At 47.2% G+C, this 20,675-nt stretch carries 24 protein-coding genes and 1 pseudogene; 12 read left to right on the top strand and 13 right to left on the bottom strand.

Features of this window, described 5'->3' with window-relative positions; all coding sequences use genetic code 11:
* The first annotated feature begins 37 nt into the window (after nt 1-37).
* Nucleotides 38-502, top strand: coding sequence for a transcriptional repressor (locus NC981_RS04205; protein ID WP_348241651.1), 465 nt, complete (start codon nt 38-40; stop codon nt 500-502).
* Between the two features lie 11 nt (nt 503-513).
* On the opposite strand, the gene NC981_RS04200 is transcribed toward NC981_RS04205, so the two are convergent.
* Entirely contained in the window at nt 514-1,515 is a 1,002-nt protein-coding gene (locus NC981_RS04200) for a peptidoglycan-binding protein (RefSeq protein WP_348241650.1), read from the bottom strand.
* A 310-nt stretch (nt 1,516-1,825) separates the two neighbouring features.
* On the opposite strand from NC981_RS04200, the gene NC981_RS04195 reads away from it, so the two are divergent.
* Together NC981_RS04195 and NC981_RS04190 are read left to right on the top strand one after the other, a co-directional pair.
* Complete coding sequence (locus NC981_RS04195; RefSeq protein WP_348241649.1) at nt 1,826-3,181, top strand: amino acid permease; 1,356 nt, start codon at nt 1,826-1,828, stop codon at nt 3,179-3,181.
* Nucleotides 3,182-3,208: 27 nt separating this feature from the next.
* On the top strand, nt 3,209-3,832 hold the full coding sequence (locus tag NC981_RS04190; RefSeq protein ID WP_348241648.1) for a class I SAM-dependent methyltransferase: 624 nt from the start codon (nt 3,209-3,211) through the stop codon (nt 3,830-3,832).
* A gap of 38 nt (nt 3,833-3,870) precedes the next feature.
* Here NC981_RS04190 and NC981_RS04185 read toward each other — a convergent pair whose 3' ends face one another.
* The 9 genes from NC981_RS04185 to NC981_RS04145 form a co-directional block, all read right to left on the bottom strand.
* Nucleotides 3,871-4,116 carry a hypothetical protein gene (locus NC981_RS04185; RefSeq protein WP_348241647.1) on the bottom strand — a complete coding sequence of 82 codons (246 nt, stop codon included), beginning with the start codon at nt 4,114-4,116 and terminating at the stop codon, nt 3,871-3,873.
* Between the two features lie 2 nt (nt 4,117-4,118).
* On the bottom strand, nt 4,119-4,754 hold the full coding sequence (locus tag NC981_RS04180; protein WP_348241646.1) for a methyltransferase domain-containing protein: 636 nt from the start codon (nt 4,752-4,754) through the stop codon (nt 4,119-4,121).
* A gap of 54 nt (nt 4,755-4,808) precedes the next feature.
* The gene (locus NC981_RS04175) at nt 4,809-5,393 is read right to left on the bottom strand and encodes a TetR/AcrR family transcriptional regulator (RefSeq protein ID WP_348241645.1); all 585 of its coding nucleotides are present in this window, start codon (nt 5,391-5,393) and stop codon (nt 4,809-4,811) included.
* Nucleotides 5,394-5,653: 260 nt separating this feature from the next.
* The gene (locus NC981_RS04170) at nt 5,654-6,523 is read right to left on the bottom strand and encodes an ABC transporter ATP-binding protein (RefSeq protein WP_348241644.1); all 870 of its coding nucleotides are present in this window, start codon (nt 6,521-6,523) and stop codon (nt 5,654-5,656) included.
* The gene (gene ntrB / locus NC981_RS04165) at nt 6,524-7,354 is read right to left on the bottom strand and encodes a nitrate ABC transporter permease (protein ID WP_348241643.1); all 831 of its coding nucleotides are present in this window, start codon (nt 7,352-7,354) and stop codon (nt 6,524-6,526) included.
* A gap of 2 nt (nt 7,355-7,356) precedes the next feature.
* Entirely contained in the window at nt 7,357-8,940 is a 1,584-nt protein-coding gene (locus NC981_RS04160) for an ABC transporter substrate-binding protein (protein ID WP_348241642.1), read from the bottom strand.
* A 35-nt stretch (nt 8,941-8,975) separates the two neighbouring features.
* Entirely contained in the window at nt 8,976-10,106 is a 1,131-nt protein-coding gene (locus NC981_RS04155; protein WP_348241641.1) for an acyl-CoA dehydrogenase family protein, read from the bottom strand.
* A 206-nt stretch (nt 10,107-10,312) separates the two neighbouring features.
* A complete protein-coding gene (locus NC981_RS04150) occupies nt 10,313-10,855 on the bottom strand; it encodes an OsmC family protein (RefSeq protein ID WP_348241640.1) in 543 nt (180 codons plus the stop codon).
* 88 nt (nt 10,856-10,943) lie between these two features.
* Nucleotides 10,944-11,189, bottom strand: coding sequence for a hypothetical protein (locus NC981_RS04145; RefSeq protein WP_348241639.1), 246 nt, complete (start codon nt 11,187-11,189; stop codon nt 10,944-10,946).
* A 351-nt stretch (nt 11,190-11,540) separates the two neighbouring features.
* On the opposite strand from NC981_RS04145, the gene fmdA reads away from it, so the two are divergent.
* The 9 genes from fmdA to NC981_RS04100 all read left to right on the top strand — a co-directional run bounded on the left by fmdA (nt 11,541) and on the right by NC981_RS04100 (nt 17,538).
* Nucleotides 11,541-12,746, top strand: coding sequence for a formamidase (gene fmdA, locus NC981_RS04140; protein WP_348241638.1), 1,206 nt, complete (start codon nt 11,541-11,543; stop codon nt 12,744-12,746).
* A 67-nt stretch (nt 12,747-12,813) separates the two neighbouring features.
* A complete protein-coding gene (locus NC981_RS04135) occupies nt 12,814-13,074 on the top strand; it encodes a zinc ribbon domain-containing protein (protein WP_348241637.1) in 261 nt (86 codons plus the stop codon).
* A 202-nt stretch (nt 13,075-13,276) separates the two neighbouring features.
* On the top strand, nt 13,277-14,236 hold the full coding sequence (locus tag NC981_RS04130; protein ID WP_348241636.1) for a GTP-binding protein: 960 nt from the start codon (nt 13,277-13,279) through the stop codon (nt 14,234-14,236).
* Between the two features lie 46 nt (nt 14,237-14,282).
* On the top strand, nt 14,283-14,798 hold the full coding sequence (locus tag NC981_RS04125; RefSeq protein WP_348241635.1) for a DUF1097 domain-containing protein: 516 nt from the start codon (nt 14,283-14,285) through the stop codon (nt 14,796-14,798).
* A gap of 36 nt (nt 14,799-14,834) precedes the next feature.
* On the top strand, nt 14,835-15,554 hold the full coding sequence (gene nthB / locus NC981_RS04120; protein WP_348241634.1) for a nitrile hydratase subunit beta: 720 nt from the start codon (nt 14,835-14,837) through the stop codon (nt 15,552-15,554).
* 30 nt (nt 15,555-15,584) lie between these two features.
* Entirely contained in the window at nt 15,585-16,193 is a 609-nt protein-coding gene (gene nthA / locus NC981_RS04115) for a nitrile hydratase subunit alpha (RefSeq protein ID WP_348241633.1), read from the top strand.
* Nucleotides 16,194-16,210: 17 nt separating this feature from the next.
* Nucleotides 16,211-16,555, top strand: coding sequence for a nitrile hydratase accessory protein (locus NC981_RS04110; protein WP_190378782.1), 345 nt, complete (start codon nt 16,211-16,213; stop codon nt 16,553-16,555).
* Between the two features lie 120 nt (nt 16,556-16,675).
* Nucleotides 16,676-17,287 carry a HupE/UreJ family protein gene (locus NC981_RS04105; RefSeq protein ID WP_348241632.1) on the top strand — a complete coding sequence of 204 codons (612 nt, stop codon included), beginning with the start codon at nt 16,676-16,678 and terminating at the stop codon, nt 17,285-17,287.
* Between the two features lie 113 nt (nt 17,288-17,400).
* The gene (locus NC981_RS04100) at nt 17,401-17,538 is read left to right on the top strand and encodes a hypothetical protein (protein ID WP_348241631.1); all 138 of its coding nucleotides are present in this window, start codon (nt 17,401-17,403) and stop codon (nt 17,536-17,538) included.
* Nucleotides 17,539-17,682: 144 nt separating this feature from the next.
* On the opposite strand, the gene NC981_RS04095 is transcribed toward NC981_RS04100, so the two are convergent.
* The 3 genes and pseudogenes from NC981_RS04095 to NC981_RS04085 form a co-directional block, all read right to left on the bottom strand.
* Nucleotides 17,683-19,044, bottom strand: a complete 1,362-nt coding sequence (locus tag NC981_RS04095) for an 8-oxoguanine deaminase (RefSeq protein WP_348241630.1) — start codon at nt 19,042-19,044, stop codon at nt 17,683-17,685.
* 258 nt (nt 19,045-19,302) lie between these two features.
* The gene (locus NC981_RS04090) at nt 19,303-20,145 is read right to left on the bottom strand and encodes a cyanophycinase (RefSeq protein ID WP_348241629.1); all 843 of its coding nucleotides are present in this window, start codon (nt 20,143-20,145) and stop codon (nt 19,303-19,305) included.
* 251 nt (nt 20,146-20,396) lie between these two features.
* Nucleotides 20,397-20,579 (bottom strand): annotated as a pseudogene (locus tag NC981_RS04085) (hypothetical protein); the annotation flags it as partial.
* Nucleotides 20,580-20,675: the final 96 nt, after the last annotated feature.

The raw sequence follows: 20,675 nt of genomic DNA, 5'->3' as shown, positions 1-20,675 counted from the left end.
TATGCTATGATTCTCAAGAAAGGAGGCTTTGTTGACAATGTTGAATGCTCCTACTTACACCAGTGCTTCGCTCAAGGCTGAATTGAATGAAAAGGGATGGCGCTTAACACCGCAGCGCGAAACGATTCTTCAAGTGTTTCAAAAACTTCCTGAAGGTCAACATCTCAGCGCTGAGGATCTTTATCATGAGCTTCAGACGCAAGGCGAGGGCATTAGTTTATCGACCATCTATCGCACTCTCAAATTGATGTCCCGGATGGGCGTTTTGCGTGAACTCGAACTGGCAGAAGGTCACAAGCACTACGAAATCAATCAGCCCTATCCGCATCATCATCACCACTTGATTTGTGTGCGGTGCAATAAGACGATCGAATTTAAAAGCGATTCGATTCTCAAAACCGGAACAAAAGCAGCCCAGAAGGAGGGGTACCACATTCTAGACTGCCAGTTGACGATTCATGCGGTCTGTCCGACCTGTCAGCGATCGCTGCTGCCGCTCTAGCTATTCAAAAGTTATTCAAAAACGACGCGGGCATCGGTTAAGCCCCGCGATCGCAGGATATTCACTTGACGCTCTGCCTCTTCTGGTGTGGTGAAGCTGCCTGCACGAACGAAATTTCCTAAGCGATTCTGTCTTGGAACGGCATCTGGAATCACAGCTTGAATTCGATTAAACGAAGCAGAATCGGTAAAGGGAATAACCACCGAATAGCGGCGACTGTTTGAAGGAGTGCTTGAGCCGCCTGCTGCTTGTTGAATCGCCCGCAAGGTTTCTGGGTCAGCGTTCCCTGTTGGGGGCAGCGATCGCGATTGTTGGAAGCTCAAAACCGCCTGCTGAGTTTGGGTGCCAAAATAGCCTGTGACCGGAAGCGAATATCCAATGCGATTCAGTTGCTGTTGCAGGTCTGCTACTCGCGAGTTTTGGTCGCCTAATTGGAGTCCATTCCCCACATCGGGCGTGGGCGCTGGCGGTGTCGAACCATCAAGTACAGCATAAACCTGAGCATCCACCTCGCCGGTCTGAGAAAGACCAGAATCTCGCTGAAGTTGAATGACTGCGCTTTGCGTCTCTTGACCAAAAACGCCATCAATCTCACCGTAGTAATAGCCGCGTGTTTGCAGTCGGCGCTGTAACTCTTCGACTCCTGCACCGCGATCGCCAACCTGCAATCGATTACCATATTGACTAGACCCAGTTCCCGGTTCGGGATTGCCCAATTCGAGAGCACGATAGGTTTCGGCTCCGACAATGCCATCGGGTGTGATGTTACGTTGCTCTTGACAGCGAATGACGGCATCGCGAGTTTGAGATCCAAAGAATCCGGTCGTCTCGCCGTCATAACAGCCTAAGGTTCTGAGGCGATCTTGTAGGGTGCTAACGGCTGTGCCTGAGTCTCCTTCTTGAAGAACAAGCTGTGCGGTTGCAGCCGAGGCAAAGCTAACAATGAGTCCAGCAAGGGTGCATCCAGCGATTGCACTCAAAACTTGGAGATTCGCAATGCGTGAGTTCTTCATAGACCTGGAATGAAGCATCTTGTGTTTACTGGCTAGATGCAGAGGTGCGATCGGTTCCATAGTTTTTTGAGCAACGTTTCTGGACAGGGATAAGATAATAGATCTTTCTCCTTAAAAATATATTACCCAGCAGAGATTCTACAAGACGGATTGACAAACTGAAATCGTCTAGCTCTGTCGACCTATGCCTTGCGTTAGATCGCACTTGCCACGTCAGCGAACTAAAATCCCTTGAAACCTTAATTTCGAGAATTTCACCCAAAGATTTAGTGTTTGCGCGACTGGTGATGGTTTTTAACTAGGTATTACTATGGGGTTTCCTAACTCTTCAGACTATTCAGAGCCGATCGCACCTTTGACCGCTGAACAGCCGCCCGGCCCAAAAACCGCTCTAACCGTAATTGATGCAGTGGCGCTGATTGTCGGTATTGTGATCGGAGCGGGAATTTTTGAGACTCCTGCGCTGGTTGCATCCAATACGGGCACGAATTTAACTGTGCTATTGGCTTGGATTGCTGGGGGAGTGGTTTCGCTGATTGGGGCATTGTGCTATGCCGAATTAGCCACGACTTATCCGCATGTGGGCGGTAACTATTACTATTTGCAGCGGGCTTACGGAAACGCGATCGCGTTTTTATTTGCTTGGGCACGCATGATGGTGGTGCAGACTGGCTCGATCGCGCTGTTGGCTTATGTGTTTGGAGATTATGCGTCTGAGATCTTGCCGCTGGGTGCTTTCTCTGGATCGATCTATGCGGCAGGCGCGATCGTGCTATTCACGCTGATCAACATTCTGGGATTGCGCCAGGGGAAAGGCGTTCAGAACTGGCTGACAGCGGCAAAGGTGCTGGGACTGGTTTTGGTGATTGTTGCAGGTTTGACGACTTCGGGCGCTGTGCCGCAAACCGTAACAGACGCGAAAATTTCGACAGATTGGGGCATGGCAATGATCTTTGTGCTGCTGTCCTACGGTGGGTGGAATGAGGCGGCTTATATTTCAGCCGAGATTCGTAATCCGAATCGGAATATTGCTCGATCGCTCTTTTGGAGCATTGGCATTATTGCCGCGATCTATGTTGCCCTTAACTTTGCTTATTTGCATGGTTTGGGAGCCGCTGGTATGGCGAATTCGCCTGCGGTGGCTGCGGATTTGATGCGTCAGGCATTTGGGCAGCCGGGAGTTGTGTTTATTAGTTTTCTGATTGCGGTTTCAGCATTAGGTGCATTGAATGCGACTGTGCTGACCGGAGCGCGGACAAACTATGCCCTCGGACAAGACTCGAATGCGTTTCGATTTCTGGGGCAGTGGCAGTCGAGGCAGAATACGCCGATTCCGGCACTGTTGGTTCAAGGTGCGATCGCGCTTCTGCTGGTTGGGTTAGGGAGCTTGACCCGGAAAGGCTTTGAAACGATGGTAGATTATACGGCTCCGGTGTTTTGGTTCTTTTTCTTGCTGGTTGGCTTTTCGTTAATCATCCTGCGCTTTAAGGAACCGGGACGATCGAGTGCGTTTCGAGTGCCGTTTTATCCGCTTACACCGATTTTGTTTTGTAGTATCTGTGTTTATTTGCTGTATTCCAGTTTGGAGTATGTGAAAGTGGGCGCGATCGCGGGTGTGATTGTGGTCGCGCTCGGAATTCCCGTTTTATATTGGCAGCGTCGGTAGGTTCGATCGTTTTTAGGAGAAATCAGAATGATTGTTCGTCCTTTAGTGGTGTGTGCTGGAGTTTTCAGCTTAATGTTCGCTGGCTGTTCGCAAGTCGCTAATCTGATTCCGAAGACAGAGAATCAAGTTCAGACGCAAACTGCTAATCCAGAAAAGCAAAATCAACCTTCAACACCACAGTTAGATGTGCCCTATGTGCCGACACCCACCGAGGTAGTCGATGCAATGCTGAAGGTGGCAAAGGTAGGCAAGAAGGATGTGCTTTATGATTTAGGAAGCGGGGATGGGCGCATTCCCATCACTGCGGCTAAGCGATTTGGTACACGCGGATTTGGAGTGGATATTGATCCAGAACGCATTAAGGAAGCGAATGCGAACGCGAAAAAAGCGGGAGTGAGCGATCGAGTGAAGTTTGCTCAGCAAGATTTGTTTAAGACAGATTTGAGCAAGGCATCGGTGATTACGCTTTATCTATTACCGCGCATCAATTTGCAACTGCGCCCGAAGTTGTTGAAGCTCAAACCAGGAACGCGGATTGTATCTCATGCGTTTGATATGGGAGATTGGAAGCCCGATCGGGTGGTGAACGTGAAAGGAACGAATGTGTACTTCTGGACGGTTCCGAAAACGATTCCCGCGAATTTGAAATGATTGAGCTTTGTGAGAGCGATCAGGCGATCGCTCTTTCATCAGTTCGACAATTTTTCATTTAACAATACTGTGTCTAATTCAATGTGAGTTTGATACAAGTCTCGGTTGCGCTTGGATCTGCGGGTAGCCCCCCAAACCCCTTGAGTGATAGAGGCAAAGCTGTGTAAGCGAAACACATTCAGCGCCACGGTGCGGAGAATTGCCCAGTTTTCCAGGGCGTGACCTGCACACATTGGCGCTGCGTCTGCTTTGAGGACAAAAAAAGCCTGCCAAGTGATGATCAAGCTTAATCTTTAGTCGCTGTTGCAGCCATTAACCCCCACGCTCCAAACCGCAGCTTTGTGCTAGCTTCAATTCTGAGTTGCGATCGGGACAGAAAATCTTGAAGTTCTTTCTGCGTGTAACACTGTTTATGGGCTGGATCAACGATTCTCAAGACGACATCGCAGAGGCGACAGAGTAAAAAGTCCTTGCACCAATCCAAAATCACGACTTTCCCACCTGGTTTAAGCACTCGTCGCATTTCTGCTAGGGCATCAAGTGGACAGTCAAAATAATGAAAAGCACTGGCACAAACTACAGTATCAAAGCATTCATCCTTCAAAGGAAGTGCGGTCACATTTCCTGGCTTAAATATTACGGTGCTGTAGGGTTGAAGCTTTGCTTGAGCGATCGTGAGCATTTCTGTTGAGACATCAATTCCAACGATCTGCTGATTCGGATGGTCTTGCAACAACAATCGCTCAAACTCCCCTGTTCCACAAGCCACGTCTAGAACAATCTCATGGGAGCCAATTTGTGCCCACTGCTTCAGAAAAGTGAGTGTGTTTGTAATATAACTATGCCAACGTTGATCGTAGATCTTGGCAAGGCGATCATATTCTTGTTGAACGATCGTTTCAACCCTCTTGTTTGTACCCATTGATCAGCAAATCGATTTAAGCAGATTGAAGCGATTTTATCAGGACAAATGAGTTTAGCGTAATGCCGATTGCACCGTCTGGCGAACCATGTCGAAGCTACGCTTGAGGCGAGCGGGCTGATTATAGAGGCGGCTCATTAACAGCACTCCTTCTATCTGGGTTAACACTTGTTCGGCAAGCAAAACAGGGTTGATTTCTGGTTTCAGCGCAGATTTTCCAGCTTGTAGAGACTGTGCAATTGCAGCCTGCCAAGCATCAAACACCTGAATGAGATGTTCTTGAAACGATGGGTCATGTTTTGCTAGATCTACAATCAAATTTCCTAGGAAACAGCCGCCGCAATCAGGTTCAGATTGATGTTTTGCCTCCAGACGATCGATCATGTCAAACACTTGCGCGATCGGGTCAGAAATTTGTTGAGCAGGCTCAATGATAACTGCTTTGATCTGGCTCCATTTGTAATCAATTAGCGCATGAGCTAATTCATTTTTCGATTGGAAATAATTGTAGAAACTGCCAGAAGAAGTGTTGCTTGCGGCAAATAACTCCTTTAGCCCGGTTGATTGAAATCCTTGGTGATGGATCAACTCAATAACCGAGGATAAAATATCTTCGCGAGTGCGCTTAAGATTGACCATTGTGGGGAAATGTGGCTAGCAGTGAAGCATGACTAAACAAGATTAAGGCTTCGCAGTCTTTGGATTTCTCTCGAATCAGAGATTTGAGAACAATCAGGCAAAGTCTAGCATAGTCCAAATCTTTGGGAAGAGTTGATGCTAAAAGACTGAAAGCCATTTTAACGAGTTAGATAGATTGGAGGTATCGCTATGATTCAAACCTTTCAGAATTGTTACATCAATCCCATCAAGGTTAGTCAAGCGATTCATCCGACGACAGCCTAATGTATCCGCGATTCTTCGATCGCTCGCGTTTCTCGCGACAGGTGTAGCTCTAGCTGTGCCTTCAACTCATGATAAGCCGGATACTGATCCAGGTTTTCGCGCTTGCGGGGACGAGCAAAGGGCACATCCAACACCTCTACGATTCGAGCTGCTGGGCCGCGACTCATCACCACAATTTTGTCGGACAGCAGCAGTGCTTCCTCGATACTATGAGTAATCAGAATCACGGTTTTGCGCTGTTGTTCCAGGATGCGAGCAATCTCGTCTTGCAGAAAGCCTCTTGTCAGCGCATCTAAGGCTCCAAAGGGTTCATCCATCAGCAGAATTTCTGGGTTAATTGCTAGAGCGCGGGCAATTCCCACCCGTTGCTTCATGCCTCCAGAAAGCTCATGAGGATGCTTGCGATCGGCTCCCTGCAACCCGACGAGATCAATGTACTCGCGCACAAGGTCTTTCTGTTTCGCAAGCGGCATCTGCGGATAGACCGTTTCGATCGCAAATCGAATGTTTTCAGCAACGGTCATCCAGGGCATCAGCGAATAGTTCTGAAACACAACACCGCGATCGGCTCCCGGATGATGTACCTGCTTTCCATTGATCAACACTGAACCCTGAGACGGTGTGGTCAGTCCAGCAATAATATTCAGAAGGGTTGACTTACCGCAGCCCGAAGGTCCAATGATCGAAACAAAGGTATTCGGGGTGATGTCTAGATTGATATCCGCGATCGCCACAAAGTCTTGAGAAGTGCGACGAAGCAGCTTATCTTGCCAGTGTTGCCGTCCTGGAAACACTTTGAACACATTTTGTAAGCTTAACTGAACAGAGGTATCTGTTTTAATGCGATCGGTGCGAGAAGAAACCATTTACTTTTCTCCGAAAGAAACCCAGGTTTGCAACAATGCTAATAGCTGATCGAGAATCAATCCTGTGACCCCAATGATGACGATCGCGGTAATGATGCTGGTAATGCTTAAGTTATTCCACTCTGCCCAAACAAAGCTACCAATGCCCGTTCCGCCGACAATCATCTCTGCTGCTACGATTACAAGCCAAGAGATACCAATGCTAATTCGTAATCCAGCCACAATGCTTGGAGCCGCAGCCGGAAGAATGATTTTCCAGATCGTTCGCCAACGAGAAGCACCCAAAGTTCGAGCCACATTCAGATAGTCTTTTGAGACGCTACTCACTCCAAATTTAGTATTGATGAGCGTAGGCCAAATACTAGAAATTGCAATCACAAACAATGCGGTGCCTTCGGAGCTTTTCAGCAGCCCTAATCCTAGCGGCAACCAGGCTAAGGGCGATACCGGACGCATCAATTGAATAAATGGATTCACTGCTTTCGAGATGACTTCTGATAAACCAATCAAGACTCCTATTGGAATCGCGATCGCTGATCCAAGCAGAAATCCAGTCAGCACGCGCTGAAGACTAGCGATTAAGTGCAATCCTACGCCTTTATCGTTCGGACCATTGTCATAGAAAGGATCGCTAATCCAATTCCAAAAATCTGCGATCGTGCGACTTGCAGACGGCATCACGGGTGAGAAAATTTGCAGATTAACCCCCAATTCCCAAATGCCGAGCAGTGCGGTCAGCAGGACGAGAAACAGGACGATCGCTTGCAGGTTTTGGTTTTGCAGCAGTGAAGCAGAACGCGATCGAGGTCTAACAACAGGAGAGGTTGTCATAACTAAACTCCAAACTTCTTAATTTGCTCTTGTACATACGCAGAAGCATTCGCAGGGTTGAATTCACCCGTTTTAAGCTTTTCAACGCGGGTCGGTTCAGTGGGCGGATTTTGCCCAACCTCCTGTGCTAACTCTCGTGCCAGATCAGTCATAAAGGTTTGATTCGCAATTTCGTCATAGTTTGCTTTGGCTTCGGGCATCAAATCCCAGCGCACCATCTGAGATGAGATCCAAGCCGCGAAACTTTTCCAGGGATAAGTGTCAAAGCCAATACGGGTGGGGACATCCAGCGTGTTGCCTAGCCCATCCTCGAATTTCCCGGTTAACACAGCTTGCAACACGGGTTCTGGCTGGTTGAGGTACTTACGATCGCTCATCAGCCTAGCGATTTCTCCTCGATTTGCTGCGTTATCTGTGTAGGCAGCAGATTCAATAATTGATTTATTCACAGCTCGGAATGTGTTCGGATGAGCATCAATCCAAGTCTGGCTAGCAGCAAAGGCACAGCAGGGATGACCATTCCACAAGTCTTTGGTCAATAGATGAATAAAGCCAATTTTCTCGAAGACTGCCCGTTGCCCAAAGTTATCTGGCATCAAGAACGCATCAATTTGTCCAGCAGCCATCTTTGCAACCGAATCTGGCGGCGGCACAATCTCAATTTTCACATCCTGGTCTGGATTTAGCCCACCAGAAGCAAGATAGTAACGTAACAACAGATTGTGCATTGAATAAGGAAAAGGAATCCCGATCGACATTCCCTTGAAGTCTGCTGCCGTTTTGACGCGATCTTTGTGCTTGTTGGCGACTGCGATCGACTGTCCATTGATGTTTTCGATACTAGCAAGCTTAATTGGAAAAGCAGTAGAACCTAAACCCATAGAGATCGCGATCGGCATCGGCGACAGCATATGGTAAGCGTCTAACTCTCCTGCGATCGCGGCTTCTCGTACGGCTGCCCAGTTCGGCATTTTCTTCAACGTCACATTCAGCCCTTGCTTTTTGTAAAACTCTAAAGGTTCTGCGGCAACGATCGGAATTGAGCAAGCAATCGGAATAAAGCCGATCGTCAGATTCGATTTTTCTAAGTTAGTGGGAGCGGAGGCTGAAGCGGTTGAAGATTGAGTTTCGCGCCTGCTGCCGCAACTTGCGAGCGTCACCACTGCCGCAGCCGCAGCAACTTTAACCAAAAAATCTCGCCGCCGGAATCGGCTCAACCGCACCGCATCACCCAAGAATTCAACTGCATTCGGACCAAATGCGGCGGCAAAGGCTTCTTCTAATCCGCCTGCTTGTTGGATTAAGTCATTGCACAAGTCGCGCTGTTCTGGCTCTGCTTGATCAATCATTCGCAGCAGCAATGCTTTCTGAAATTCAGCATAAGTCAAGTTCTTAGCGAATTCCAATGTTGTGTCTGCATAGTGCCCCATCTTGATCAAGTCATCAATCAAATCAACTGGATCTTGAGGCATTCCTTCTAAAAATTTCCAGTGATCTTGCGATCGATGTGATCCACCACAAGCACAAGCTAACTCAGATAAAGAATAAACTCCGCTCGTCTCTAACAATTTCGTGTGTGCTGCCATGATCGTATGGTTCTGGTTATAACAACGGTGTTCTTTTACAGTTCATGCAGCATCTTTTTTAGCTGCTTCAAAGCTGGAGTGACGATCGCCACAAAGTAAGATTCGCGTAGCTTGCGTTCCACTTCTGCGCCATGTAAATAGCCTCTAGCTCCTGTGTGCAACATTGCAGCATTAGCGGCTCTCAATGACAATTCCGATGCTGTAATCCGGGCTTGGATCACGGCTTTGAGTTGAGTGCGATCGATTGTGGTTTTGCCCGTGATTGCATGGGCAAGTACAGACGTGTTTTGACGAGCCATTTCTAGCTCTTCACTCAAGTTATCAACTTGATCATCCAAAAAACAATTGACGTGCCCATAGCGTTGATTGCTACGCTTCATAATCTCAAGACACCTTGCGGTGAGTCCTAACCCCATGCCAACTTGCGTCAAAATAAATCCTGGACGAATTTGGTTGACATAGCTTGTACAGGGAGCCGCCAAAATCAATTCATCCGGGACAAACACATCGCGAAACACACAGCTATAGGTATTGCTGCCTTCTAATGCAATGAAGTGAGCATTTTGTCGCAGCGTCAGTCCCTCTAATTCGTCAGAGACGATCGCCATCAAATACTGATCAGAATCCGGCAATTGAGCCGCAATGCCGAAGTAATGTCCTGCTCCAATGTTAGAAACCCAGGGCAGCATTCCATTCAGCACATAACCGTCCGATCGACGTTCTGCAACCAGCGCAATTTTCTCAATTCCAGCAAAGTGCTTCATCGGGTTTGACAACCCAGTGCCGCCCAAACGCTTTCCCGTTGCGACTTGAGGTAAAACCTGCTGTTGCAGATAATTATTGTCACTATTCTGCATATACCAGGTACAAGCAATCTGGCACCAGGTCATAAACCCAGTACAGAGGCATTCTGCCGAGATTGCTTCGATCACTTGAATTGCAGCCCACAAACCATTCCCCGTACCGCCAAATTCTGGAGAAACTGCTTGAGCAAAACCACCAATAGCACCAACTTGGTGCATAAAAGTACGAGGATATTTCCCTTGATCGATGTCGGACACGATCGGTGCAAGATCAGTGCGAATTGCAGTATTCAATTGAATCAATGTGTCAGCGATCGAGGGAGGCGAGGTGGGTTCCGCAACCGAGCTAGAAATTAGTTGCATAGCTAAAACGGGGTTGTGAACAGTTCTGAAAAGAGATGATTAACTGTCGAAAATAACCTTCGTTCCAATCCCTTCCCTTTTAGGAAAGCTTCTGCTTGCTTCTTAGATGCCAAGGGATATGTCTTCTAAAGCCTGTAGGAGAAGGGATTGAAGCGTAAGAGACGTTGATTTGTACTGCAAAAATTAAGTAGGAGCGATGCCTCAGTCTATGCCAAAGCAACTTCCATGTTGACGGGTAAGCGTAAGGTGTTTGCAACAGGCGACCAGTAGTTAGAGTGTGCCACCAAGTCTTCTAGCTCCTCACGACTCGCATTGCCTTCTAAATCAACCTTGACGCGAATATCGGTAAAGCCGAGCCGCTTTTCAGCGAGATCCCCAATGCCCCAAACTCCTGTGATGTTGATGTCGCCTTCTAATTCTAGTTCTAGCTTTGTCAGAACAATTCCGCGCATTGTAGCGTTAGCATGAATGCCAACAGACAAACAAGAACCTAAACAAGCTAACACCGCTTCAGAAGGATTGGGGGCTGTGTCTTCTCCTAACAAACTCGGTGGTTCGTCAATCACATGAGCAGGCAAATCACGCACATAAGTCAGATTACGAAACTGTCCTTCACAGACCGTCTTAACCTTCAACGATTTGACAACGTTAGGATTTGCCTTTGCGGTTGCAGCTAGATTCTCCAATCCATCCTTGCTTACAGGGCGGAGAGGCGTTTTGACTTGCGTGGTAAAGGTTGTCTGAGTCATGATTCGATTCAAATAGAACGTTCTATCTATAAAAGCAGACTTCACTAAATTAATGTTGTGCTTGTGGTTACAAATTCTATGTTCAAGTTTACGTCTGAGCAAAACGAATTGGGTTGCTATTGACTGCAATGAGATGGTCGAGCCGGATTTCAGTTCCACTGTTGAGCCTCAAGAAATCTGCTTTATTTGCTGCATAGACATCCACAATGCGATCGTAAACTTCAATCGTTTCTCCCAGTGCATTGCGATAAACGATCGAGCAGACCTGGTGCAAAGTTGCCAATGCTTCAAGTTGGTCATAAAAATCACAGTCAACTAAGCGATAGTCACTCATAATCAGTTTTTCTGATAGTGATAAGCAGCAGTAAGCGTAGCAAAATTGGTTGTAACCGTTTGTGTAGAGACCGCTTTGGTCTGAAGTCTCAGAGATTAAAACAATCTGGAAGTACGCTGATTGATAGGCGCATTAAAGAATCTATTTTGGAAAATTGTCTCTTCCGACACAATCTCTCAATCGATAATTGTGTTCTTTATATCTAAGATTTAACGCTATGAACTGATTGCCATTTGAATCGATCGCACCTGAATTTAGTAGATCGGTGTTTTGAGTAGTTAGGCTGGCACGGTGTCGATATGCGACGCGGAAATAGAAATTGCTGCATCCTGTTATTTCAAGGAGAGAACTATGCCGAAGACATTGTTTAAGGTCGATCTCACTAAACCAATGGATCAGCAGGAATTGCCAGGACATAATCGCTGGCATCCCAATATCCCAGCAGTCGTTTCGGTGAATCCGGGCGAGGTGTTTCGGATTGAGTGTAAGGATTGGACGGATGGGCAGATCAAGAACAATGATGATCCAAAAGATATTGAAGAGGTCGATTTAACAGTCGTTCACGTTCTCAGCGGCCCTATCTGGGTGAATGGCGCACAACCCGGAGACATTCTTGTTGTAGATTTGCTCGATATTGGAGCGCTGCAAGGGGATGAGTGGGGCTTTACAGGCATCTTTGCTAAAGAAAATGGCGGTGGCTTTCTAACCGATCACTTTCCCAAAGCCGCTAAAGCAATCTGGGACTTCCAGGGCATCTATACGAGTTCACGGCATATTCCGGGTGTGCGGTTTGCGGGGATTACTCACCCCGGTTTGATTGGCTGTGCGCCATCGCATGAACTTTTGGCGACGTGGAACAAGCGGGAAGCAGAGCTAATGAGTTCTCAACCCGATCGCCGCACTTATGGAGCAGAAATCAAAGGCGATTTGGCAACGTTAGCTGCTTTACCAAATCCGAAGAATGCGATCTTAGGGCAAGTGGCAGCATCTGACTTCGATCGCATCGCCGCAGAAGGCGCTAGAACAGTTCCGCCTCGCGAACATGGCGGCAATTGTGATATCAAGAATCTGTCGCGTGGCACTCGGATTTACTTCCCGGTCTATGTAGAAGGAGCAAAGCTTTCGATGGGCGACATTCACTTCTCGCAAGGCGATGGAGAGATTTCGTTCTGTGGTGCGATCGAGATGTCTGGCTTTATCGACCTGCACGTAGACGTTATCAAAGGCGGAATGGACAAGTACGGCATGATCAATCCGATCTTTAAGCCGGGGCCTGTTGAACCGCGTTACTCTGAGTACCTTGTATTTGAAGGAATTTCAGTCGATGAGTTTACGGGCAAGCAGTATTTTATGGATGTTCACATTGCGTATCGTCGCGCTTGTCTCAATGCGATCGAGTACCTGAAGAAATTTGGCTTCACCGGAGAGCAAGCCTATCTATTGCTCAGTTGCGCTCCGGTCGAAGGCAGAATCAGCGGCATTGTAGACATTCCAAATGCCTGTTGTACAGTCGCCATTCCAACAGAGATTTTTGATCAGCCAATTTTACCTGTGTAACCAACAGACTCGATGAAGTGGGGTGGTTCTCATCCCCTAATTGTTCATGTAGCAAAAGATGAACGGTATGCCCTTATATGAATTTCGCTGTGAGAGCTGTGGCATTTTTGATGTGTGGCGATCGATTTCTGAATCAACGTCTTCGGCTCATTGTCCCACCTGCGAAGCTCCCGCCAAACGAATTTTTTCTGCTCCGGCTGTGTTGTCTGGTGGGCTGCGGCTGAAGCGCGAAAACCCAGAGCCACAACTGGTTAAACGCAAAACAGAGCCGGAAGCTCCAAAAAACAGAAGCCACGCAGGAGGGCGACCCTGGATGATTGGACATTAATCCAGTTCCCTCGATCGATCATTGCGTCTGCCTCTCAAGGCTATAAGCAAGTGAGTTTCAATTTGTCTCAATCACTACTTTTCTTCAGGGACATTAGTGGGACTAATAAACTCAAGCTCGATCGAATCAAAGATATAGACAGAATTTTCTTAAAGCAATCTCATTGCTCAACACTGACCAATCGTAGAAATCGCGCTAAATTATGCTGAGTTGCTCTATTCCTGTTACAGTCATTACTGGTTATCTTGGGTCAGGCAAAACAACACTGCTAAATCACCTTCTTCATCATGAACACGGCAAAAAAGTTGCTGTGATTGTGAATGAATTTGGAGACGTGGGCATTGATAGTCAGCTTGTGATGGATGCCGATGAAGAAATTTTAGAAATGAACAATGGCTGCATTTGTTGTACGGTTCGGGGGGATTTAATTCGGATCGTTGGCAACTTAATGGAAAAGCGCGAGAAGTTTGATCACATTGTGATCGAAACAACTGGATTAGCCGATCCAGCCCCGGTCATTCAATCCTTTTTTGTCGATGAAACAATGCGGTCTAAAACGCAGTTAGATGCTGTTGTCACGGTTGTTGATGCGAAATATATTTGGGAGCATTGGGACAGCAATGAAGCCCAAGAACAGATTGCGTTTGCGGATGTCATTCTTTTGAATAAGATTGATCTCGTTTCTGCTGAACGGATCGAAGCGTTAGAACAGCGAATTCGGTCAGTGAATGCGTTTGCTAAACTCTACCGGACTCACAACTGCAATCTTGAGATCAGTTCGGTTCTAGAAGTGAAAGCGTTTGACCTCAAGAATGCTTTATCGATCGATCCAGAGTTTCTCAACGAATCGGCACATGAGCATGACGAGACTGTTTGCTCAGTCTCGATCGTTCAACCTGGTGTTGTAAACAGCGACAAACTTACAACCTGGTTAAATCAACTCGTTCAGATTCAGGGTCAAAACATTTTTCGGATGAAAGGCATTTTGAATGTAGACGACGAGGATCGGCGGTTTGTACTTCAGGGGGTGCATATGTTGTTAGACGGCAGGCCGGGGCGACCTTGGAAATCTAACGAACTGCGGAGAAATGAAATGGTGTTTATCGGGCGAGAGTTGCCAGAAGCAGAACTCAAAAGCGGTTTCCAATCGTGTCTGGTCTAGATTTCGCAGCAGAACATAACCTCATCTATCAGTAGGATTTGATGATATGAAAAAGCTAGATGCGTACAGTGTCAGTATTGGGGTTCTAGGCGCGATCGATACTTACCTCACAGCAACACTGATTCTTGTCCCCGTGTGGGTGACATTTATTGCTTGGGCATCGTTCTTTATCCTGGGAGGTAAGACTTCAGGTCTTAAACAGAGCATTGCGTCTAATCTAACAGGAATCGCGATCGCCTCTCTCACACTTCTCGCGATCGCAGCTTTGGGAAGTAACCCTCTAATTGTTGCAATCTGTGTTGGACTTGGCAGCGCGGCAATGGTGCAAGCTTCAAAAGTTCCTTTATTGAGAGCAATTCCGGCGATCGTTTGGGGGTTTGCTTCCACGGTTGGAACCACGATCGCGACCGACAAAGCAATTACAACTCCAGGACTAGAAAATCCAGCACTCGTTGCAGCAGCAGCGATGATTTTAGGCGGAGTTTTCGGTTATCTATCAGAGATTTGGGGCGAAGCGATGACGACACAAGGCGTTCCCACGAGAGAGCAAACTCGCGTCTAGGCAAGCCGTGGATCATTTACACAGAGAAGAATCAAGATGAAACTACAGCACTACATTGGTGGAATTGAAGGATTAGCACCTTCTAGCTTTGAAAAACGGGTATTTGTTCAACCCTGGGAAAAACGCATCTTTGGCATTCACGTTGCCATGATGGGATTAAGTAACCATCTAGACGCAGTTAAAACTGTCCCGACTCGGTTTAAGAGCTTTTGGACTTGGGGGCATCTGCGTAAAGGTGCTGAAGGGATGAATCCCTTTGACTATTTCAAGTACCGCTACTATGAAAAGTGGTTGGGTGGAATTTCTGGCTTTTTTGTCGAATCAGGCTATGTTTCCAAAGAGGAGCTTGATGCAAAAACGACCGCCTATCTAGAAAAGCCAGACGCGCCCTTGCCACAAGGGGGAGAACCCGCGATCGACAATCAAGTGATCGAGTATTTGCTGGTTGGCGATTCGCCCAAGTGTGATGTTGATATTCAGCCCAAGTTCAAAGTGGGTGATGTGGTCACTGTCGGAAACCCGCCGCCAACGGAGCATTGCAAACTGCCAGGGTATCTACGAACCAAAAAAGGCGTAATTGATGTAGTCTATCCAGGCGCTTACAACTATTACTTTCCAACGGGAGACGGCGTAGGCGATCCGATGCCTATTTATAACGTCAAATTTGACTCTCATGAAATTTGGGGCAATTTGACTGAGCCGAAAACGTGGATCTATGTGCAAATTTTTGAAGCTTATCTAGAAGATCCAGCTTAACTTCTGTGGAACTGATAAAGGACAGGAATCATGACTGAAAGTATTGATCGCGAAACTTATAGTGCTGCTCGTGTGAGGGCGTTGGAGTCGCTCCTGATTGAAAAAGGAATTATCACCAGTGAAACTGTTGATAAGGTCGTTGAGTTCTTTGAAAAGGACATGGGGCCATTTAACGGCGCGAGAATTGTGGCAAAAGCCTGGATTGATCCAGAGTTTAAGCAGAAACTATTAGAGGATACGCCATCCGCGATCGCATCAATGAATTTCCCACGTGGTATGGCAGGAGCAGAAGGCGAACACATGAAAGCTGTGGAGAACACACCAGAGGTTCATAATCTGATTGTTTGCACAATGTGTTCTTGCTATCCTTGGCCCGTTTTAGGATTGCCGCCCTACTGGTTCAAAGATCCAACCTTCCGCGCCAGAGCCATTCGCGAACCTCGAAAAGTATTGCAAGAGTTTGGTCTAGACGTTCCTGACTCCACTGAAATTCGAGTTTGGGATACGAGTGCCCAGATTCGCTGGTTTGTATTGCCAGAACGTCCCACAGGAACCGAGGATTGGACTGAAGAACAGCTTGCTGCGATCGTCACTCCCGAAGCAATGCAGGGTGCAGCAAAAGTAGTTGTCCCAGCTTAAAAACCTTGGAGGATCAGATGCACGTCAAGTTTGAACAGTTCGCGGCAGCCAGTATGCTGGTTGATCCGAATGCACCCCCTCGAAATAACGGAGAACTGCTATTTGAAAGGCATTGGGAAGGCCGCGCTTTTGGCATGGCGATCGCGCTCTCGAAGAAAGGTCACTACGAGTGGGAAGAGTTTCGCCAGCAATTAATCGCGTCGATCGCAGAGTGGGAAGCCACGCATTGTAAGGATGATCCAGACTGGGATTATTACCAGCGTTGGTTGTTGGCACTAGAGCGACTAGCGTTGGACACGAATTTAATTTCGCTAGAAGAGCTAGAGCAACGAACGACTGAATTGGTAAAAGATTGCTTCTAGTTCTTCCGTTAAACAACACGCATGATCTGTGAGGGATGAATGATTCAACACTGTAAGGCTTCTCGATTCACTGCTTTCAACCAAAGTATTCAGACAAAAGGGTTCATTGTTCTAAGCGCCATGAGTGTGCTGCTCATGACTTCTCCAGCAATGGCGCATCATCCAATGGACGGGAAAACGCCGAGTAACTTCTGGGAAGGATTTTTGTCAGGATTAGCACATCCCTTGATTGGTGTCGATCACTTTGCTTTTATCGTGACGATCGGGTTATTAGCAGCCGTAAAACGACAAGGAGCGGCAATCCTATTCGCTTTTATGGGGTCTGCGATGGGCGGAACCGGGTTACATCTTCTCGGTTTCAATTTTGCAGGAATTGAACTATTGATCTCCGGAACAATCCTGCTATTTGGCTTTCTGCTGACTCAAAAGAACGATTTGAAAGCAATCACTGTCCTGAGTGCGATCGCGGGCGTGTGTCATGGATATGCTTACGGCGAAGCGATCGTGGGGGCACAGATGACTGCCGTATTCGCATATTTATTAGGTTTCACTGGCATTCAGTTGGGTATCGCGGCGATCGCCTTTAGACTAGGCAAAGCGTTGCTGGCACGCTCTGGACAACCGCAATTTTTCGACAGCTTACGATCGATGGGGTTTGTAGTTTGTGGGATTGGAATCTCGCTTCTGTTCTCTCAGATTGTAGATGTCTCTGTCTCATTCCTAAAAGGGTAATTCAATTCGACGGCACATCACAGGCGCTGCGAAGGTAGATCAGAACAAAGCCAATCTAGAAGGTTGACCAGTTTCCGACTCATTACCGTCGAGCGCGTTGAGAGTCTTGATCAATGCGGCTTGGTTTTGTTGCAGTGAATGCAGCCGTGAATGGGTCGCATCCAAACCCGAAGCCTGTGAATGTGGCAGTAAAAGCGTTGAACATATTGCCTGCTGGTAGTTCCCCGATGGGTAGAGAAAATCGGTATTAACCCAGCGCGTTAAAGTTCCATTGGGTGCAGCTTGGATCAAATCAGCATCAACGGTTGCAACAACGATCGCATCTTCAAACGTTGTGACTCCCTGAAATAATAAGAGATTTAATCCTGATGTCAGTAGTGTAACTTTGGTTCTTTCTACAGGTAGATTAGCTGATGTGCTAATCGATTGTGTTCCTCGATCAAAGTCGGAAGATCAATCGTAGTGATTTGTCCTTGATCAACAATCTTTCGACCATTGATAAAACTATAGTCTACAGTATTGACCTGGCAGAAAATCAGTGCTGCTACTGGATCGTGAAGCGCCCCTGCAAACTCCGGTCGATCGAGATTGATGGCAATGAAATCGGCTGACATTCCCGGTGCTAGATAACCAATGTCGTCACGCCCTAAAACCTTTGCGCCTCCAAGCGTTGCCAGTTCTAGCGCCTCCCGTGCCGTCATTGCAGCAGCATCTAACTCTCGGACTCGCGCCATTAAAAATGCAGTCCGGGCTTCATTCAAGAGATTCGAGGTGTCATTTGAGGCGGAGCCATCAACCCCTAAGCCCACGGGAACATTATGATGAAGCATCTTACGAATCGGAGCCAGCCCGCTTGCAAGTCGCATATTACTACAAGGACAATGCGCCACTCCGGTTCCAGTTTTGCCAAACTGTTGAATCGCTTTATCGTCTAGCTGCACACAATGCGCGTGCCACACATCAGAACCAATCCAACCCACTGAGGCTGCATAGTCTCCGGGGGTCATACCAAAGGTCGCTAAGCTGTACTCAACATCAGAGTTGTTCTCAGCCAAGTGAGTATGTAATCGAACACCGGAGTACGATCGTGCCATTGCTGCCGATTCTCGCATTAAGTCTTGCGTTACAGAGAACGGAGAACAGGGTGCAAGCGTAATCCGTAACATTGCATGACGATCGTTGTCATGATATTGCTCGATCAATCGTTGGCTATCTTTCAAAATATCTGTTTCTTTTTCTACTACCGAATCTGGCGGCAGTCCTCCCTGACTTTCCCCCACGCTCATGCTGCCCCGACTGGCATGAAACCGCAGCCCAACCGCTTGCACTCCCTGAATTTCATCATCAAGCGTACTACCATTCGGATAGATATAGAGATGATCGCTTGCGGTTGTACAGCCCGATCGAATTAACTCAACGGCTGCCATCTGAGCGCTGATATACACGGCTCTTGGAGTGAGCTTTGCCCAGATTGGGTAAAGAGTTTGCAGCCATTTGAACAAGTCACAGTTCTGAGCGGCGGGAACAGCACGGGTGAGCGTTTGATAGAAGTGGTGATGTGTGTTGACAAGACCGGGAAGCACCACAGCTCGATCGCTCAGGTCTAATACTTCATCGGCGGTTTGCGATAGTTCTGCTGTGGCTCCAACTTGCTCGATTACATTGTCTCGAATGAGCATTGCTGCATTGCGAATTTCCCGTCGGGTTTCATCCATTGTGACTAAGGTATGGATGTTTTTAACAAGCAAGGTAAGCATAAGATTCGATGCGTTTGATTGACAGCCATGAGCGATCGCTAACTGTTCAAGACTCACATTAAGTTGTTAAGTGTCAAACTGTTTGATCATGCTGTCATCCAGAATTACAGCCTTTTCCAGGCAGGTTTTTAATCTTCAGCAATTCTTTAACATCAGATCGAAAAAAGATACTAATCCAGGACGATCGGGCGTTTACCAAACTTTGAAAAAGATTGCTTGGCAAACACCATAGACACTTTGTAGTTAACTAAAGATAGATTAATTAAAGATGGGCGATCGCTTCTCCAAATCGAATTTGTAGCCACTCGGCAGCACATGAAGCGTTGCACCACAAAACGCTAAATCCTCGTCCGGTAACAATGCTTCAATGTTATTGTGTACCACCGTAGATTCATCGACGATCGTCACTGCACCCTCGCCGATCACTTCTACAATCTTGCCGTTGACGACGATCGCAGTATTTTCATCAATTCCAAAGCCCAGACTGGCAGGCTGTTGCGCCAAAGCGGAAAGCAATCGTCCTAAACGTCCGCGCTGTGCGAAGTGTTGATCAATCACCACATTCGGCAAAAATCCCATGCCGCGATCCATCTCAGCCACTTCGCGTCGTGGATTGGTTTCACCTTCACCGACCACAATCATCATATCGGGCATCATTGCTGCACCTGCGCTGGTTCCCGCGATCACAGCACCTTCGGAGAAGCGTTTGTGTAGCATTGCTTCGAGTTCTGTATCTTTGAGGCATTCTGTAATCCGGGCTTGATTGCCTCCGGTAAAAAAGATTCCGGTCGCTTGGGTAACATCCTCGATCGCTTTTGGATCACCGGCATCATCACGGTGTGCAGTATCGACCACTCTGACATCTTCCGCGCCCAAGCGGCGAAAAATTCCAATATATTGTTCTCCAACTTCGCCCGGTAATCCGGTTGCAACCGTCATCACTACAATGCGTGACTGAAGCCCGCCCGCACGGCGCACAAATTCCCGCAGAATCTTACATTCTCCTTCTTTGTCTTCTGCACCCCCAATAATCACAAGTTCTCCATGTGTTTCTGGCAGTGCTACGCTCTCTTGGGCTTGAGTGTCAACCTGACTCACCATAACTATGCTCCAGTCGCAATATCAATTAACTCAACTCAAGCACATCCAGGCAAAACGCCATCACAACCAAATGGTAGATTTAGATACACTTAAGCTCAGTTCTGAGACTGAACTTTTTGAGACTGAACTTTTGAGGCTGAACTTTTGAGGCTGAACTATTGTGGTCGAGACTCATTCGATCGCCGACGGTAGCTTTCCATCATCAACATCAACCCCAGTCGGAATTGATTAAAGCTCGTCATTTCCGGCTGCATTAAGTTGATTAAAAATGCTTTGGCGCGTTCTAACGGCAAATGTCTCGGTTTACCTTTATAAACAATTTGATACTCGCCTTCATATTCGCCATCGCCATAGCCTGAAATTAAGTGCAGATGGAACGCTTCTTCTGCTAAAGCATGAACTTCTTCCCGTAGATGATCTGTAGAGATAGTCATACTATGTTTCCTTATCTTAACTTAGTTTGGTTGTAATCATTTTGAGTAGGGTTTGTCACCCTGCCAGGGTTCTACGTCTTCTGATGTTGAAGAAAT

Origin of the sequence: Leptolyngbya sp. DQ-M1 (genome assembly GCF_039962505.1) — a bacterium.
Taxonomy (GTDB): Bacteria; Cyanobacteriota; Cyanobacteriia; order Leptolyngbyales; family Leptolyngbyaceae; genus Leptolyngbya.
The sequence above is the reverse complement of the archived record's forward strand: the minus strand, read 5'-3'. Positions and strand labels throughout refer to the sequence as shown.